The organism is Sphingomonas sp. IC-56 (assembly GCF_021043375.1).
Classification (GTDB): domain Bacteria; phylum Pseudomonadota; class Alphaproteobacteria; order Sphingomonadales; family Sphingomonadaceae; genus Sphingomonas.
The window spans coordinates 97,350-111,589 of sequence record NZ_JAJNDV010000010.1 but is presented as its reverse complement, the minus strand read 5'-3'; the positions used below and the strand labels follow the sequence as shown (position 1 = coordinate 111,589).

Here is a 14,240-nt window from a genome sequence, read left to right as displayed (position 1 = left end):
CTTGATGGTGATCGAGGACGCGCCCGCGCCGCTGACCGTACCATACAGCTTTGCGCGTAAGCACGGCGTGCTGCTGCGCCAAGGAACGGCGGGGGTGGAATGCGTCCACCGCGCGGGCGCCGGACTTGATGGCCTGCTGGAGGTTCAGCGGATCGCGCCGGGCGCCAGCTATGTGGCGGTAAGTGACGAGGTGTTTGACACCGCGCTCAGCCAGACCTTCAGCGAGCGGGCAGGGGCCGCGGCCGATTTCGATCTGGGCGACATGGATCTGGCGGCGCTGGCCGACAGCGCCGCCTCCGTCGACGACCTTCTCGACACCCGCGACGACGCGCCGGTGATCCGCCTGATCAACGCGCTGCTGCTCGAAGCGGTCAAGGAAGGCGCGTCGGACGTCCATATCGAGACGCAGGAAAAGCGGCTGGTCGTGCGCTTCCGCGTCGATGGCGTGCTGCGCGACATGATCGAGCCGCCACGCGCGCTTGCGCCGCTGCTGGTCAGCCGTATCAAGGTAATGGCGAAGCTCGACATCGCCGAGCGCCGCGTGCCGCAGGACGGGCGCGTGACGCTGCGCATCGGCGGCCATGACGTTGACGCGCGTGTTTCCACTATTCCCACGCAGCATGGCGAGCGCGTGGTGCTGCGTTTGCTGGAGAAGGGATCACTGCGGCTCGACCTTGGCGGGCTGGGCATGAGCGAACGCGATCGGGAGGTGTTCGGCCGCCTGTTGGAGCGCCCCCACGGCATCCTGCTCGTCACCGGTCCGACTGGTTCGGGCAAGACCACCACGCTCTACACCGCGCTCACCCGCCTCAACGACCGCAAGCGCAACGTGATGACGGTCGAGGACCCGATCGAGTATGAGCTAGCCGGCGTCGCCCAGACCCAGGTCAATCCGCGCACGGACATGACTTTCGCGCGCGGGCTCCGCGCGATCCTGCGCCAGGACCCGGACGTGATCATGGTCGGCGAGATACGCGATCATGAAACCGCGCAGGTGGCGGTGCGATCGGCGATGACCGGTCACTTCGTGCTTTCCACGCTGCACACCAACAGCGCGGTGGGATCGGTGACGCGCCTGATCGACATGGGCGTGGAGCGCTACCTGCTCGCGCCGATGGTGGTGGGCTTGGCGGCGCAGCGGCTGGTGCGCAAGCTGTGCCCGACCTGCCGGCGCGAGGATATCGCGACGCAAGCGGACGCCGTGCTGCTCGGCGGCGCGATCGCTCCGGGCACCCCGCTCTGGCGCGCCGAAGGCTGCGATCAGTGCCATGGTGACGGCTATCGCGGCCGCGCCGGGCTGTACGAAGTCATCGCGGTGGACGACCGTTTCCAGAAGCTGATCCACGACGGCGCGTCCGAAGCAGAGATCGAGGCCTATGCCCGGGTGGACAACCCCAGCCTGCTCGACGACGGCGTCGCGAAGCTGCGCGCCGGGATCACCACCGTGGACGAAGTCGCCCGCGTGGTCAGGGACGAGGCGTGAGGGCGTACCTTGCATTCCTCCCCGGAACGGGGAGGGGGACCAAGCGAAGCATGGTGGAGGGGGCGCGCCGCAGAGGGTTCGCTTGGTGGCAGGCCCCCCTCCACCACGCCCTGTGGGCGCGGTCCCCCTCCCCGTGCCGGGGAGGATTTTAGATGCCGGCCTACGCCTACCGCGCCGCCGACCGCGCGGGCCGCAACAAGCGCGGGATCATTGAGGCGTCGTCCCCCGCTGCCGCGCGCGCGGCGCTTCGCGAGCAGGCGCTGCTGCCGCTTTCGGTGGAAGCCGCCTCCGACCGTAGCGCCAGGCCCGGCACGATCCAGATCCCGGGCCTGAGCCGCAACCGCGTTTCGCCCCGCGCACTCGCCACCGCCACGCGCCAGATCGCGACGTTGGTTGGGTCCGACATACCGGTTGAAGAGGCGCTGCGCCTCGTCGCCACGCAATCCGAGCAGCCGGCGATCAACTCGCTGATGGTCGATGTCCGCAGCGCCATCCTGGACGGGCGCAGCTTTGCCGCGGCGCTTTCCCAGCATCCCAAGGCGTTTCCCGAATTCTACCGCGCGTCAGTCGCGGCCGGTGAAGCGTCGGGGCGGCTGCCCGATGTCCTCAACCACCTCGCCGAGTTCGTCGAGAACCGCCAGGCCAATGGCCAAAAGCTTCAACTCGCCTTGCTCTATCCGGCGCTGCTCGCGCTGGTGTCGGTCGGCATGATGGTGCTGCTGATGGTCTATGTCGTGCCCGACATCGTGAAGGTGTTCGTGTCGCGCGGCGCGGAACTGCCGCTGCTTACCCGCGCGCTGATCGCGATCAGCTGGTTCATCCAGCAGTTCGGGCTGTACTTCCTGCTGGCGCTGGCGGTCGGCATCTTCGCCTTCCTGCGCTGGGGGCGCGTTCCCGCCAACAAGTTGCGAGTGCACCGCTTCTTTTCAGAGCATCGTCCGTTCCGCCGCTTCAGCCGCCAGTTGAACGCCGCCCGGTTCGCCGGAAGCTTGGCGACGCTGGTCGGGAGCGCGGTGCCGCTGGTCGAAGCGCTCCACGCCGCTGCTGCGGTCACGCCCAATCACTGGGTGCGAGCCAAGGCGTTCGGTGTCGCCACGCGGGTGCGGGAGGGGATCAGCCTGCGCGCCGCAATGCAAGAGGCGCAGGTCTTCCCGACCATGCTGGTCGCCATCGTCGCGTCGGGAGAGTCGAGCGGGCGTCTGGCACCCGCGCTCGGCCGTGCTTCGGATGAGCTCGAACGCGAACTCGATGCGCTGGTGTCGACGTTGGTGTCGCTGGTCGAGCCCCTGGTGCTGCTGGTCATGGGCGGGTTGGTGCTGATGATGGTCCTTGCCATTCTGCTACCGATTATCAATCTCAACAACTTGGTCGGACTTTGACCTCGGCCTAAACTTTTCTAAAGTTTGGCTTTCCCCTCCTGGTGAAATGCCTCTTTCGCCTTGGCTGGGCGATGTATTAGCAGCGCTGAGCTAGCGGGAGGGAAGGGATTACCGTTGCCGAAGATGTCGCTGCATCGGCTGGAAGAGTTTGCCACGCTGTGTGCCGGCAGTGCTGACCTGCTGGAGAATTGGGCCAGCGAGCAGGTGCGCTACCCGGCGGGCGCCAAGATCCGCAAGCAGGGCGATCCCGCCACCTGCGTCTATTTTCTTGCCGAAGGCTGGGTCGGCTCGTCGATGAGTCTGGCCGATGGTCGCCGGCAGTTCATGAAGATCCACTTGCCCGGCGACGTGCTGGGCTCGCCCAGCATGAGTCTCAGCGCCGCGGCAGAGACGCTTGAGGCCTTTACCGAAGTGTCGATTGCCCATGTACCCCACCGCGTGCTCGGCCAGTTGATCGACAAATCGCCGCGCTTCGCCGCAACCTTTCTGCTGAGCGTGCAGAAAGAGCGCGTGGCACTGATGTACGAAAAGGCGATCCTGGGTCAGGGCTCCGCGATGGAACGGATGGCCTGGTTTCTACTTGACCTCCACGCCCGGCTGCGAGCTGCGGATATGGCCGACGAGGATGGTTTCGACTCTCCGCTCAAGCAGGAGCAGATCGCCGACCTGCTGGGCATGACTCCCGTTCACGCCAGCCGCACCCTAACCCGTCTGCAACGTGAAGGGCTGATCGAGCGCAGGCGCGGGCGCATCACTTTCTGCGACGTCGCGGCGCTGCGGGCCCTGTGTCCCTGCACGGTGCCGCCATTCGTGACGGAACCCGACTGGTTGCCCAAGGGCAGCGCTTAGCCCCGCGTCAGAGCGCGCCCTGAATGCGCGCGCCCGGAGGGATCCCCAGGAACGGCATCATCGCCGCCCCCTCCGGTGTGACCGAAAGGTCCAGCGTGCCGCTTTCCGACAATTCAACCTGAACCAGCACCTGCCGGCGCTGCGTGGCGGGCACGATGCGGATGGTGGTGCGGCCGCCGATCGGCTCGGCCGTGAGCAGCAACGGCGGGAGCGGAGAGGGCGCGGCACTCCCGCTCTTGGATCGGCAACTGCCGGGATCGCTTGCGGCCTTGCCCGCCAGCATCTGGCTGCCGCCGCCAGTGGCGATCCGATCCATGTCGACCTGCAGCGTGAGGTCGCAGGTAAAGGGGAGGTTCGGCTGAAGCGCCTGGAGCAGGCGTCCGTCGGCGGTGCCGCTGACCTTGTCGAGCACGGTGCGCCCGCCGAGGTGAACCAGCATGCGCCCGCCCAGATCGGTGTCGGGGCCGGTCGCCTTCCAATCGGCGGCGAAGCCCAGCGAGGTGAGCGAGCGGAGCGGCGCCATCTGCCATTCGAACTTGGACCCTCCGGCCACGCCCACTTCGCCGTTCCACACGGTGCCCGCCACGCCGGTGCGCCAGGGGCGGTTCTTCAGCGCCACGCTGGCCGGCATCGTGGCGAGCATCGCAAGTGCATAGGCGGCTATGCCAAGCGCCGCGAACACGATAATAGGCCGACGTGCCACACGCCCCGTATCCGGAACCGGTAACCGATCGGCGATCCCTGCTGAGGTTGCTGCAATCAGGCCTGGTCGCATCAGCGGCATCGGTCGTGCTTCCCTCTTACGCGCAAGCAGCCGCGAAAAAGGACAAGCGCCCCATCGCCCTGCTGGTGCCGCTCACCGGAGCGCGAGCGCGGCTGGGCCTTAGCATGCGTCAGGCGGCGTTGCTCGCGGAAAACGGCAGCTTCGTGCAGAGCTTCGACACCGGCGGCACGGCGGCAGGCGCGGCGGCGGCGGCGGCGGACGCGCTGAAGCGCAAGCCTGCGCTGATCCTGGGGCCGCTAAGCGCCGAGGAAGTGCCGGCGGTATCCAGCACGGTGGCAGGTCGGGTGCCGATCATCGCGTTCAGCAACGACTCGGTGCTGCGCGCGCCGGGCACCTATATCTTTGGCATTACCGCCGGTCAGGTCACCGGCGCGGTCCTGCGGTACGCCCGCTCACGCGGGGTGAAGTCGGTCGCGGTGATCGACGATGGCAGCGCGTGGAGCGCGGCGTCGGCGCTGGCGGCTGGGAAGTTGGAGGGGGAACTCGGCATGCGGGTGCGCGTGCTAGAGATCCGCGCCGGCCAGCCGCTGCCGACGCCGGGCGATGCACCCGACGCGGTGCTGCTGCCGGGAAGCGGCGAAGCGGTACTCGCGGCCGCACGCAACTTGAAGGGCAGCGGCATCCAACCGCTCGCGACGCTGCAGGGGCTCGATCACCGGCCCGAGGCCTTGGAAGCATTGCAGGACGCCTGGATCGCCAGCCCCGACCCGCAATCGTTCGGCACCTTTGCCAGCGCCTTCAGTGCTCGCAATGGCGGCGAACCAGGGACGATTGCGGCGCTGGCCTATGATGCGGCAGGGATCGCCAACGCGATGCGCAACGCTGGCACGCTTGGCCCCGAGGGATTGCTGGACAGCAAGGGCTTCCGTTGCGTGACCGGACCGGTGCGCTTCCGGACGGACGGATCGGTAGCGCGCGACTTCGCGATCCTGGTGGCGCGGCCCCAGGGCTATGAACCCGTCGCCGCCAGCTCCGGCGCCTGATTGCGTCATGCGCGCCGCGGTTGAGCAAGCGCGCGGTGGGGACGCGGGCTTCACGCTGATCGAGCTGATGATTTCGCTGGGGCTGTTCGCGCTGATCGCAGTCGCCGGGCTGGCGCTGGTAGATGGGATCATCAAGGTGCAGGGGCGCACCGAAACGCGGCTGGACCGGCTGGCTGACTTGCAGCGCGCGTTGTTTGTCGTGTCGAGCGATCTTGACCAGCTGGCGGGCGGCGACATTAGCGGCGGCGGGGCCACCTTGTCCTTTACTCGAGCAGCGCCGGGCATGGGCGGGCCGGCGGTTCCCCTCCGCTACGCGATGACGGGAGGAGTGTTGGTGCGTAGCCTGGGTCCGATGCCGCAGCGGGTGTTGGGCGGGGTGTCAGGTGCGCGCTGGCGGTTCTGGGATGGCGTCTGGGTGGATCGCTGGCCGGTGAGCGCGGAAGGCAAGGCGCGCTGGCCCCGCGCGATCGCGCTGGAGATGCAGGTCGCCGGACCCGGCGGCATGGCTTCCCCGGTGCGGCGCGTCATCGCGCTTCCGGCGCGTGCGCAGGAAACGGAGCAGCCATGAGGCGGCAGGAGGGCGAAGCCGGACTGATCCTGGTCAACGTGCTGATGTTCGTCGCAATTGCCAGCGGGCTGGTGCTGTTGATGATCAGCCGCGAAGAAGTAGCGCTGGATCGCGGCTTGCGCATGCGAGAGGCGTCGCGAGCGCTGGCCATCGTGCGGGGCGGCGAACTGTCGGCGCTGGTGGCGCTCCGCCGTGATGCGCAGCTTTCGCCCGAGGTGGACCACATCGGCGAGCCCTGGGCCAGACTGTCGGAGGCGGGCGCGCCCATCGAGGGTGGCACCTTCGACCTGGCGATCGCCGATGCGGAAGGGCGCTACAACATCAACGCGGTGCGGCGCGGCGATGCGGCGTCGCTGATCCTGTTCCAGACCATCGCGCGGGAAGTCGGGTTGACCGAAGAGCAGATGGTGGCGGCGATCGCGTTCGTGCGGCTGCGCGGGCCTGTGACCGATTTGCGGCCGCTGCGGATGGCGGGGATCGATCCGAAGATCGCCGCGCGAATGGAGCGGCTGGTCACGGCGCTACCCGGCGAAACCTCGCTGAACCTCAACGCTGCGGATGAGGAGATGCTGCGCATTCTGTTCCGCGATCCAGTGGTGGCGGCGCGGCTCGTCGCGGTGCGCCAGCGGCAGGGTTTCCTCACGCTCAAGGACCTGACCGATCAGAATGTCACCATGCCGTGGGGGGCGAGTTTCCGCTCGAACACCTTCTGGGTACGAACGCGGGCGACGATCGGCGGTACCAGCCAGCAGGGTGCCACGCTGGTCCAGCGCCGGCGCACGGTTGAGGGTGTCGTAGAGGCCGTAGCGGTCGAGCGCTGGCGCAATAGCGCGGTGCCTCCGGAGGCGCCGCCTCTTCCTTCCGTGGGTGCTAACGCTTCGCAATAGGCCATCTTATTGCGAAGGCTTCGCGTCAGATCAGCCGGCCGAAGCTTGAGTGCAACGTTCCGCGATCCTCCCGAAGGGTGGACGCTGGGCTGACGGCGGTGGTATGCGTCCGGCTTGTAAGTGCAGCGTAAGCGTTGAAAAATATGAAGGTACTGTTGGCGGAGGACGATCCGCTCACCCTCGCGGGGATCGAAGTCCTACTCGACCGGACCAACTTCGAAGTGGTCGCGGCGGTGAACACCGGCGTGGCCGCGCTCGATGCGCTGGCCAAGCACCGGCCCGACATGCTCATCCTGGACAATGGCATGCCCGAACGGACCGGGCTGGACGTGCTGCGTACCCTTCGCAATCGTGGTGACAATCGCCCGGTTATCCTGCTGACGGGCGGCATCAACGATCAGCTGTCCAAGGAAGCGATGCAGCTGGGCGTCAACGGCATCGTCATCAAGTCGACTGCCCCGCGCGACCTGCTGACCTGTCTGGAAAGCGTGGCGCAGGGCCGGCGCTGGCTGGACCAGGAAGTGATGCAGCGCGCCATGGACCTGGCGATGTCGCCAGACACGCCGCGCGACCCGCTGGAGGCGCTGAGCGGGCGCGAACGCGCGGTGGCGTCGTTGGTCCAGCGCGGCCTGCGCAACAAGGAGATCGCCGGGGAACTGGGCCTGACCGAGGGTACGGTGAAGGTCCATCTGCACAAGGTGTTCGAGAAGCTCGGCGTGCGCAGCCGCACCGAGCTGATCCTGCTCGCCCAGGGCCGCGAAGACTAAGGCCGCGAAGACTGATCCTATATCGAAAGGCATAGGCCTTTTCGGCCGTTGGTAAGCCTGCTTCTCGCCAGCGGTTGAATAGTTAACACGCGCGGCTTCGGCCATCTCACCATCATCCGGCGGCATCGTGTCGCCTCGTGATGGGCGGACGATGCGGCGAGTTCTGGTGCAGATGCTGGCGATCTTGGTGGCGGTTCTCGCCATCAGCCAGCCTGCGCGCGCCCAGGTGACGGCCTATGCAGCGGGGCAGGGAGGCACCAACAGCATCGACGTGGGGGTGGAAGTCCGCGCTTCGGTGCGCAGCCGCTGCGGCTTTGCCACGGGCGGTGCTCCCAACGGCAGCATCGATCAGGCGGATTTCGACCAGACCGGTTTCTCCAAGGATTTCGCGATCCAGCTTAATTGCACGGCGGCGTCGCGCATCGCGGTCGCTTCTGCAAATGGCGGCATGGCGACGGCGGCTCCGGGCGCCACTGGCTATGGCACCAAGGCTCCGTATCAGGTCGCGCTGCGCATGATCGCGGACAACGGCACCACGGCGTCCGCAACGTGCGACGCGGCGGGGCTGTCTTCGGGCGGCGATTGCAGCTTTGCGGGCGCGGCGAGCAACACCGCCGGGCTCCGGCTGGGTGCCGCATCCACGAAGGTCAACGGGTCGTATCTGCGGGTAAGCGCACCAAGCTACGCCGGAGCCGCGCCTTTGGTGGCGGGCCGTTATGCCGACACGCTGACAATCACGGTTAGCGTGTCTCCTTAAGTTGACGATAAGTATCTAATCCCATGAACTATTCACGCGCCGTGGTGTACAACTCCCGTTATGAAGCGGGTAACGGAACCTCGTCGTCGCCTCTTGTCCAAAGTCCTTTGGACAGCACTCCCGTGCGCGAGTGCGATTGCCGTCAGCCCGGCCCAGGCGCAGACGTCCCAGAGCGTCCAGGTGTACGGTTATGTCGCGCCGCGATGCTGGGTTTCGAACGCGTCCATTCAGCCCGACGGGCACGGCTCCGGGCTGGCCCCGCATGCGATCTGCAACCAGTCCACGCCACGCACGGAATCGCATCTGCGCGCGCTGAACGGCGATGGCACGCTGGTGACGCAGAGGATCCCGGCGAATTTCGTCGCACAGGCGGGGCTGCCGCAACAATCGGCTCGCACCGCCATGGAGATCGTCATATCCCCCCGAGTATGACGGGTGGACGAATTGCTTTCGCACTGCCGATCCTGATCGCGGCGGCAGGTCTTGCTTCGCCGGCGGCGGCGCAGACTCAGATCTCGGCCTTTTGCGGCGTGAGCGCCAGCGCCACGACGCCCGCCAGCATCAGCTATGATCCGTTCTCGGCCGCCGGACTGTCCGACGTCACCATTCCGCTGGTGCTCCGGCGAAACCGGGGGCTGTTGACCGGACGTACCGACGAAGTGAGCCTGGTGCTGGTCGCGCCAAGCGGAACGCCGCCGCTGAGCGTAACTTATAATGGCTTCAGGGTTCTGTATCCGGAAGGCTCCACCGCCGGGCGCCCGCGCGCACTTACCGCGCGGGACAATGGTGCGGGTGCGGCGGGGGAGATCCGCTATGACTTTGGCGGGCTTTTCGCCACTGACCTATCTTCGCCGCTGAACCTGCGCATCACCGTTCCGCCAGGTACCGATTTGTCGGCCGGCGAGCCGATCGTTCTGGACATGCTTTATATCTGCTCGGGCGATGGCGGCATGCTGAGCGTACCGATCCCGACGCGCGAAACCGGCGCGGTGCGGATCAACGTCAACACGGTGAGCGCGCTTCAGGCCTATTATGCCGGGTCGGTGCTCGATTTCGGCGAGATCGGGGAGGCGACCACCAGTACGGTGTTGGCCGCGCCCGATCGATATACCACGTCCGCGGCCAACTCGTTACGCGTCCGCAGCTCCGGCCCGTTCGAAGTACGCGTGCGCTCGCAGAATGATTTCCGCCTTGCCTTTCCCGGCGCGAACCTAGCCGACCCGGCGCAGACCATTCGCTACAGCGCGCGCTTCCTGGGCCAGGAGGTCACGTCCAATGCTGCGTTCGGCACCCGAACCTGTGCCCGCGCGGGCGTGGGAGGGGAGGCTGGGACGCTGCCGCTGCGTGCGACGCTGAAGGAGGGCGGTTCGGCCAAGACCCCCGCGCCGGACTATGGCGACATCATCAGCATCACCTTCACGCCAATCGTCATCAGTTCGACGGCGACGAACTGCGCGGGGCTGTAAGCGCGGCTTTCTATATCCTCGGGTATAGTCGCTTGTGGCTGGAAGTTAGCCGCCTTTTCGCCGCCCGCTAAATGCCGGACGCCGGGGATCTCAGTCATAAGAAGGGCATAGGGCAGCAGCCCGAACACTTTCCTTTCGGAGACTACAGATGAAGAAGCTGGTTCTGTCCGCCCTGTTCGCCGGTTCAATGCTCTCGGCCGCACCCGCCTTTGCCCAAGCCAGTGGCTCGGTCGATGTGAGCGGCACCGTCGCTGCACGCTGCTCGGCCGTCACCCCGCTGAGCGGCAGCATCACGCTGGGCGAACTTGCCAAGACCGACGGTACCGTCGACACTGCCTTTTCGAACAACACCGGTGGCCTGAGCCGCAACTTCACGGTGAAGTGCAACGGCGCCAATCCGAAGGTTTCGGTGGAAGCCAAGCCGCTGATCAACGCCGCTGCGACGACCACCGCCGCGGGCTACACGAACACGGTGCACTACACCGCGACCGTGGTTGCAATGGGCGCCAAGGGCACCAACGCGACCATCGCCGACCAGTCGGTCACCACGGGCGCGACCTCGGCCCCGATCAATGACCGCCTAGCGGCCGTCACGAACAACATCGCGCTGACCGTGGGCGCCGGCGCCACCAGCGAAGCGACCGCGATCCTCGACGCAGGCACCTATGCCGGCAAGGTCGAGATCACGATCGCGCCGACCGCCTAAGCCATGATGTTCCGGCAGGACCCGAGGGACCTGCCGGGACCTTGCTGTTTTAGCCATGGACTCGGATGATCCCCAAAGCCTGGCCGCCGAGTTGCGCGCCCGGGCAGTTACTGCCACCCTCGAAGAACGGTTCGACTTGTTGTTCCTGGCCGCCGAGTATGAACGCCTGGATGGCATGGTGAATGCTGCTCCCGAGCTTCAGCCGGTCAAGGTTTACCTGCCTAAATAGGCGGAGCGGAAACGAACGCGCCGCGCCGGGTGTTTCCCGACTTGGCGGCGCCGGCCGATCCGTCCATGATCCCGCCATCCCGCATCCGGTATTCGATGCGAGAGGTTCAGGAGTAAGCGTGTGAAGCTGCAGCGTAGATCCTTCGTCCGCATGGTGATGGCGTCGGTTGCGGTGCTCGGTATTTCGACCGCCGTGTACGCGATGACCGTGCAGCCGGTGGTGATCGATCTCACCACCTCTGGCCGCGGCATGAGCCAGGTGGTGACGGTGGAGAACAGCTTCGATCGCCCACTGCCCGTTGAACTGCGCATGGAATCGCTCGACCTCACCGCCGATGGCGTGAAGGCGACTGGACGCGACAGCGGCGAACTGGCCGTGTTTCCGCCCCAGGCGCTGATCGCGCCGGGACAGCGCCAGAATTTTCGCGTGCAATATGTCGGCGATCCCGCGCTCGCGCGCAGCAAGCACTATTTCGTCACCGTCGCACAATTGCCGGTGCAGACCAACGACACCCAATCCAACATCCAGCTCCTGTACAACTTCCAGGTGCTGGTCAGCGTCTCTCCCGATGGCGCCAAGCCTGCGCTGAAGATCGGGTCGGTCGAGATCGGCAAGGATGCCGACGGCCAGCCCGCGCCGGTGATCACCGTGTCGAACGCCTCGGCGGCGCATGGCTATTTGTCGCGCGGGCGGCTCCGCATCGTCCAGTTTGCGCCTGATGGGCGCGAACTCCTGTCCAAGCAGTTCAGCGGTCCAGAGCTCCAGCAGTCGATCGGCTATGGCCTGATCGGCGGCGGCCAGACGCGGCGAATCACGCTACCGGTTCGCCTGCCTCAGACGACGGGCCGGATTGAAGCGCAGTTCACGCCCGAAGGCTGAGGCACTGCTTCCGGCATGAACCTGCACGGCCCCGCGGCGGCGGCGCTGCTTGCCGCCGCGCTCCTGCCGGGCATCGTCCAGGCGCAGGCGCAAACAGGCAACGCTGCCCCGTCGAAAGTCTTTATCGAGTCCGAAGGCGACGCCGCGGCGATCAATCCCACCGGCAAGGCGATCATCCTCACTGCGCCCGTGATGGACGGCCCGACCTATCTGGGCGATGCCACCGTAACGCTCGATCCGGGCGGCCGGGCGAGCTTCTCGGCGGAGCGGCTGATCGCGCTGCTTGAGCCTCGCATCGGTGCGCCGCTGCTCGCCCGGCTGCGCGCCCGGCTTGCCGAACGAGGGCAACTCGACAGCGCGGACCTACGAGAGGCTGGCGTCACGCTGCGCTACGATCCGCAGGCGCTGCAGGTGATGCTGGAGATCGCCGCCGCCAGCCGCGCCAGCCGCTCGGTGGCGCTGCGCGACGACACGCGCCAGGGGCAGGGCAGCTATGTCGCGCCCGCTGATCTCAGCGCCTATCTCAACATCCGCGGCTCGCTCGACTGGGTACAGCAGGGGACGGACGCCGGACTGGCCGCGCCGGTGACCTTCCTCGACGGCGCGGTGCGTGCGGGCGGCGTGGTGCTGGAGGCGGAAGCGAACTGGCAGTCCGGCGCGGCCGGTGCGGACTTCCAGCGGCGCGGCACGCGGCTGGTCTATGACGACCGCAGCAATCTGGTGCGCTGGACTGCGGGCGATCTGCAAACGCTGGCGCGCGGCTTCCAGTCCGCGCCCGAGATTGCCGGCCTTTCTGTGTCGCGCTTCTACTCGCTGCTCGATCCGCAGACGATCATCCGCCCGCGCGGCAGCCGCAGCTTCCAGCTGGAGCGCCGCTCCACCGTCGAGGTGCGCGTGAACGACCAGTTGGTGCGCCGGCTGGAGCTGGATCCCGGCACGTTCGACCTACAGGATTTTCCGTTCACCCAAGGATCGAACGATGTCCGCCTGACCATCACCGATGATGCCGGCAGGACCGAGTCCGTCAACTTCAACATCTTCCTCGATCAATCGCAGCTCGCCCGGGGATTGAGTGAGTTCGGCTTCTACGCCGGCGCTCTGGCGCCGACTGGGCCACGCGGACCGGTCTATGGCGATGATCTCGCGTTCAGCGGCTTCTATCGCCGCGGTCTCACTGACCGGCTGACGTTGGGCGCCAATGCGCAGATCGACGGCGGCGGCTGGATGGGTGGCCTGGAGACAGTGATCGCGACGCCGGTTGGATCGTTCGGGAGCTTCGCATCAGCCTCGCATGTCGATGGAGTGGGGTCGGGCTGGGCCTCGGTCACCACGTTCCAGCGGACCATCAACCGGGGCGACAGCCGTGCCGACGCCTTGTCGCTGTCGTTCGAGGCGCGCAGCCGCAACTTCGCGCCGATCGGCACGCGTCTGCCGTCAAACCCGTACAGCTATATTGCCGGGCTCAGCTACAACGCGACCATCAGCGACGCCGTCTATGGCGGGCTGGACCTGCGCTACTCGCGCGGCCGCGATGCTGAGCCCGATGTCGGCAGCATCCGCGCGACGGGCGGATGGCGGATCAGCCCCGATCTGAGCTTCACTGGCGATGTAAGCTATGAACGCGACGGGCGAGGCAAGCGCATCGCGGCGCTTCTGTCGCTCACCTACCGGCTGAACCGCGCGTCCAGCCTGCGTTCGGACTATGACAGCCGCTACAATCGCACGCGGTTGAGCTATCAGACGTATAATGGCTCGGGGAACGGCGCGTACAATTTCAACGCCGATGTGGAGCGCAGTGACGTGGGCGCGGGCGCCAATCTCAACGGCAGCTATTACACCAACCGCGCGGAACTGGGGCTCAGCCATTTCGGCACGTTCCAGCGCGATCTGGGCGGCTCCACGAGTCAGCGAACCTCCCTCCGTTTCGGCACCGCGCTCGCCGTGGCGGACGGAGCATTCACGGTCGGGCGGCCAATCCAGGACAGCTTCGCAGTGGTCCAGGCGCACCGGTCCCTGAAAGGTGCCGAGATACTGGTGGACGCGGCCGGCGCGAGCGAAGCCGCGACCACGGGCGCGCTTGGCACCGCCATGCAGCCCAGCCTCAGCAGCTATAGCGAGCGCAACGTGCTGGTCACCGCGCCCGACGCGCCGCTTGGCGCCAATTTGGGCGAGGGATCGTTCCGGCTGCTGCCGCCCTATCGCAGCGGCTACCGGCTGAACGTCGGTTCGGATTATATGGTGAGCGTGGTGGGACGTCTGCTTGGTGCAGGCGGTGCCCCGATCGCGCTGGTGGCGGGTACGGCGACCGAACTCGCCCGGCCGGAACGCGAGCCGGTGGCCTTGTTCACCAACGCGGCGGGCCGCTTCGGCGCCACTGGGCTGGCGCCGGGCCGCTGGCGGATCACGCTGACCGATCCCGACCGCACCAGTTTCGACATCGTCATACCGGCCGATGCACCCGCAACGATCGCGCTGGGCGATCTGCGCCCGGCGGCGCGTTGAA

Annotated in this window: 15 protein-coding genes; 14 read left to right on the top strand and 1 reads right to left on the bottom strand. The window is 66.9% G+C overall.

Annotation, left to right across the window (positions count from 1 at the left end; genetic code table 11):
• The first annotated feature begins 4 nt into the window (after positions 1 to 4).
• The 3 genes from LQ953_RS13805 to LQ953_RS13795 all read left to right on the top strand — a co-directional run bounded on the left by LQ953_RS13805 (position 5) and on the right by LQ953_RS13795 (position 3,711).
• Complete coding sequence (locus LQ953_RS13805; protein WP_231031511.1) at positions 5 to 1,483, top strand: GspE/PulE family protein; 1,479 nt, start codon at positions 5 to 7, stop codon at positions 1,481 to 1,483.
• 152 nt (positions 1,484 to 1,635) lie between these two features.
• Entirely contained in the window at positions 1,636 to 2,862 is a 1,227-nt protein-coding gene (gene gspF / locus LQ953_RS13800) for a type II secretion system inner membrane protein GspF (RefSeq protein ID WP_231031488.1), read from the top strand.
• A 123-nt stretch (positions 2,863 to 2,985) separates the two neighbouring features.
• Positions 2,986 to 3,711: a Crp/Fnr family transcriptional regulator gene (locus tag LQ953_RS13795; RefSeq protein WP_231031510.1), complete on the top strand. Its 726-nt coding sequence runs from the start codon at positions 2,986 to 2,988 to the stop codon at positions 3,709 to 3,711.
• Between the two features lie 7 nt (positions 3,712 to 3,718).
• On the opposite strand, the gene LQ953_RS13790 is transcribed toward LQ953_RS13795, so the two are convergent.
• Positions 3,719 to 4,414 (bottom strand): hypothetical protein, encoded by a 696-nt coding sequence (locus LQ953_RS13790; RefSeq protein WP_231031487.1) that lies wholly within the window; start codon positions 4,412 to 4,414, stop codon positions 3,719 to 3,721.
• On the opposite strand from LQ953_RS13790, the gene LQ953_RS13785 reads away from it, so the two are divergent.
• From LQ953_RS13785 to LQ953_RS13735, 11 genes are all read left to right on the top strand, one after another.
• Positions 4,408 to 5,478, top strand: a complete 1,071-nt coding sequence (locus LQ953_RS13785; RefSeq protein WP_231031486.1) for an ABC transporter substrate-binding protein — start codon at positions 4,408 to 4,410, stop codon at positions 5,476 to 5,478. The genes LQ953_RS13790 and LQ953_RS13785 overlap by 7 nt on opposite strands.
• A 7-nt stretch (positions 5,479 to 5,485) precedes the next feature.
• The gene (locus LQ953_RS13780) at positions 5,486 to 6,046 is read left to right on the top strand and encodes a prepilin-type N-terminal cleavage/methylation domain-containing protein (protein ID WP_231031485.1); all 561 of its coding nucleotides are present in this window, start codon (positions 5,486 to 5,488) and stop codon (positions 6,044 to 6,046) included.
• Complete coding sequence (locus tag LQ953_RS13775; protein WP_231031484.1) at positions 6,043 to 6,933, top strand: general secretion pathway protein GspK; 891 nt, start codon at positions 6,043 to 6,045, stop codon at positions 6,931 to 6,933. Before LQ953_RS13780 ends, LQ953_RS13775 begins: the two co-directional genes overlap by 4 nt.
• A gap of 143 nt (positions 6,934 to 7,076) precedes the next feature.
• The gene (locus LQ953_RS13770; RefSeq protein WP_231031483.1) at positions 7,077 to 7,700 is read left to right on the top strand and encodes a response regulator transcription factor; all 624 of its coding nucleotides are present in this window, start codon (positions 7,077 to 7,079) and stop codon (positions 7,698 to 7,700) included.
• A 151-nt stretch (positions 7,701 to 7,851) separates the two neighbouring features.
• A complete protein-coding gene (locus LQ953_RS13765) occupies positions 7,852 to 8,457 on the top strand; it encodes a hypothetical protein (protein WP_231031482.1) in 606 nt (201 codons plus the stop codon).
• 180 nt (positions 8,458 to 8,637) lie between these two features.
• Positions 8,638 to 8,889, top strand: a complete 252-nt coding sequence (locus LQ953_RS13760) for a hypothetical protein (protein ID WP_231031481.1) — start codon at positions 8,638 to 8,640, stop codon at positions 8,887 to 8,889.
• Entirely contained in the window at positions 8,886 to 9,923 is a 1,038-nt protein-coding gene (locus tag LQ953_RS13755; RefSeq protein ID WP_231031480.1) for a hypothetical protein, read from the top strand. The genes LQ953_RS13760 and LQ953_RS13755 overlap by 4 nt, the downstream gene beginning before the upstream one ends.
• A 148-nt stretch (positions 9,924 to 10,071) precedes the next feature.
• Positions 10,072 to 10,629: a hypothetical protein gene (locus LQ953_RS13750; protein ID WP_231031479.1), complete on the top strand. Its 558-nt coding sequence runs from the start codon at positions 10,072 to 10,074 to the stop codon at positions 10,627 to 10,629.
• 55 nt (positions 10,630 to 10,684) lie between these two features.
• A complete protein-coding gene (locus LQ953_RS13745; protein ID WP_231031478.1) occupies positions 10,685 to 10,858 on the top strand; it encodes a hypothetical protein in 174 nt (57 codons plus the stop codon).
• Positions 10,859 to 10,978: 120 nt separating this feature from the next.
• Positions 10,979 to 11,737, top strand: a complete 759-nt coding sequence (locus LQ953_RS13740; protein ID WP_231031477.1) for a fimbria/pilus periplasmic chaperone — start codon at positions 10,979 to 10,981, stop codon at positions 11,735 to 11,737.
• Positions 11,738 to 11,752: 15 nt separating this feature from the next.
• On the top strand, positions 11,753 to 14,239 hold the full coding sequence (locus tag LQ953_RS13735; protein ID WP_231031476.1) for a fimbrial biogenesis outer membrane usher protein: 2,487 nt from the start codon (positions 11,753 to 11,755) through the stop codon (positions 14,237 to 14,239).
• The last annotated feature ends 1 nt before the right edge of the window (position 14,240 follow it).

Coding starts and splice junctions, on each gene's coding strand:
- LQ953_RS13750 (WP_231031479.1), top strand. CDS start 10,072: ATGAAGAAGCTGGTTCTGTCCGCCCTGTTCGCCGGTTCAATGCTCTCG.
- gspF (WP_231031488.1), top strand. CDS start 1,636: ATGCCGGCCTACGCCTACCGCGCCGCCGACCGCGCGGGCCGCAACAAG.
- LQ953_RS13765 (WP_231031482.1), top strand. CDS start 7,852: ATGCGGCGAGTTCTGGTGCAGATGCTGGCGATCTTGGTGGCGGTTCTC.
- LQ953_RS13735 (WP_231031476.1), top strand. CDS start 11,753: ATGAACCTGCACGGCCCCGCGGCGGCGGCGCTGCTTGCCGCCGCGCTC.
- LQ953_RS13795 (WP_231031510.1), top strand. CDS start 2,986: ATGTCGCTGCATCGGCTGGAAGAGTTTGCCACGCTGTGTGCCGGCAGT.
- LQ953_RS13775 (WP_231031484.1), top strand. CDS start 6,043: ATGAGGCGGCAGGAGGGCGAAGCCGGACTGATCCTGGTCAACGTGCTG.
- LQ953_RS13745 (WP_231031478.1), top strand. CDS start 10,685: ATGGACTCGGATGATCCCCAAAGCCTGGCCGCCGAGTTGCGCGCCCGG.
- LQ953_RS13780 (WP_231031485.1), top strand. CDS start 5,486: ATGCGCGCCGCGGTTGAGCAAGCGCGCGGTGGGGACGCGGGCTTCACG.
- LQ953_RS13805 (WP_231031511.1), top strand. CDS start 5: ATGGTGATCGAGGACGCGCCCGCGCCGCTGACCGTACCATACAGCTTT.
- LQ953_RS13755 (WP_231031480.1), top strand. CDS start 8,886: ATGACGGGTGGACGAATTGCTTTCGCACTGCCGATCCTGATCGCGGCG.
- LQ953_RS13770 (WP_231031483.1), top strand. CDS start 7,077: ATGAAGGTACTGTTGGCGGAGGACGATCCGCTCACCCTCGCGGGGATC.